The 1,852-nt window shown below is 57.0% G+C and carries 2 protein-coding genes; both read right to left on the bottom strand.

All coding sequences use genetic code 11. The features are described from left to right. Window positions 1–690 precede the first annotated feature (690 nt). Window positions 691–918: a hypothetical protein gene (locus BLW48_RS34845; protein WP_093180253.1), complete on the bottom strand. Its 228-nt coding sequence runs from the start codon at window positions 916–918 to the stop codon at window positions 691–693. 10 nt (window positions 919–928) lie between these two features. Next, the coding region (locus BLW48_RS34840) for an RHS repeat-associated core domain-containing protein (protein ID WP_093180251.1) at window positions 929–1,852 on the bottom strand (924 nt) is incomplete at its 5' end.

The raw sequence follows: 1,852 nt of genomic DNA, 5'->3' as shown, positions 1-1,852 counted from the left end.
AGCGGTTCTTCATGCACACCATCGCGGCGTGCATGGACCACCGATCCTGCACATCAGCCCTCAGCAAAAAAAGAGGGTGCTGAGACGACGCTTACCACGCAGCGCACTCCGTACAAGTTGTTTCAGATTAGCTGAGAGGGCACGCACCAACAACAACAAATCGATGGCATTGAGAGTGCCGCCGATGAGATGAACAGGAAAGTACGCAATCCTCTCGAGATTGCTGTTGTCGGTGAACGACTGTTGAGCGGCACGCGGTCGCGCAAGCCGAGTCCATCGTTGCCCGCGCTCGCACCTTGTCCGTACGCCTGCACATTCGAGATAAGAGTCGGTTCTACCTCTCCGTGTTCGAACCAACGCAGGGCACGCCCGGCCGCGCCCCTGATTCCCTCCAACATCGAGGTTCGGCTACAGCTGTAGGGGCATCCCCGTTTCCTTCGAATCGCAAGAGGTCTATCCGACTCGCATTGAACTCGGCGCGCTGGTGCGGGTGGTCAATGAGGAACTGGAGCGGCGGATTGAAAAGGCCGACACCACAATGCAGTTATTGCGTGTTGCCTTGAGTAAAGGCGGTGTGCAATGAATGCCTTCGAGACTATCGATGCCCGGGTTCGTCTGTCCCATGCGTTCAAGAAATCTCAAGAGGTCTAGGTCAGCTTCCACGAAACCGGTAGCAACCCATGCCCTCCTTCAACGGCAGAGGTCAACTGCCGCCGCTTGCAACTGTTCCATGAACTCGGAGAGTGCAATACGTGAACCCAGCTTCCCGTCTTTGGTCGGAAATGCGACACACACGTTCTCTCGACCTTGCTCGCGATCTAACAGCAACACAAACTGACCATCAAAACTCATCTCTGCAACGAGATGCTCGTATCCGACGTCGCTCAGGATGGTTATTTCCCATTTTCCGTTCTTCATGTCTGGTCCTTTATGGTTCGAGGAAGCCGGTGAATTTTCCGTCCGGCCCAAATCGGGCTCCACGCCCGCCAGGGCTCTCATGGACGTCTGTACCGCCATGTCGGTTGGGCTTGTCAACGCGACTAGGCGAGTTCACTATGCCATCTAAAGTCTTTTGCCCTTGCTCGTTCTTGTCTGCCGGCGTGCCTCTTGCCGGATCAAATGCACTGCCCTGACGATCCCCATGCTTCTGCTGAGCACGCCCAGCTTTGGTTAAGTCCCCGCGATCAGGATCGCGCCCGGATTCAGGATCTGGTGAAACTCCCCCATCAGAGAACATCCGATCTTTCAGCCAATCAACGGCTCGTCCACAGGACTGAGCAACGTCATTCATCGCTTTGCGACAGCCTTTGGACAACGAGCAGCCAATAGCCAGGACGCCGCCTCCAACAGCTACTGGGCCGACCTCCACCAGCAACCCATCTGGATCGGTATATCGCAATGGATTGTTAAGCCCATAGGTCCGTCTATTCCATCCCCCACCTAGTCCAATTGGATCCGGTTGGCTATACCTGCCCGTTCTAGCGTCATAGCTGCGGAAGTAGTTGTAGAAGAGCCCTGACTCGTCGTCTGAATATTGGCCCGGATACCTCAGGTTGAACTTCACCTCCGAGATGCTGGTCGTGCCCGGATTGGGTGTGGTCTCCGTGTTGGCGAACCTATTCTTTGCTGTCGTCGGCTTGTCCTCCCCGAACGCGCTGTAGCCCCACTGCCAGACCGCCTGGCCATCCTCGTTCGTCAGCTTGCGCGGCGTGTTCAGGTGATCGCTGTGGATGGCATAGGTGGCGCCGTTGACGATGGCCGCAACCGGCATCGGCCCATTGCCCGTCGGCAGGTAGATGTACTGGCTCTGCCCCGCACTGTTCGTGCCCCCGCTGCCCACCTCCGCGATCAG

This window comes from Variovorax sp. YR266, from assembly GCF_900107295.1.
Classification (GTDB): domain Bacteria; phylum Pseudomonadota; class Gammaproteobacteria; order Burkholderiales; family Burkholderiaceae_C; genus Variovorax.
This window is presented reverse-complemented; position numbering and strand designations above follow the sequence as displayed.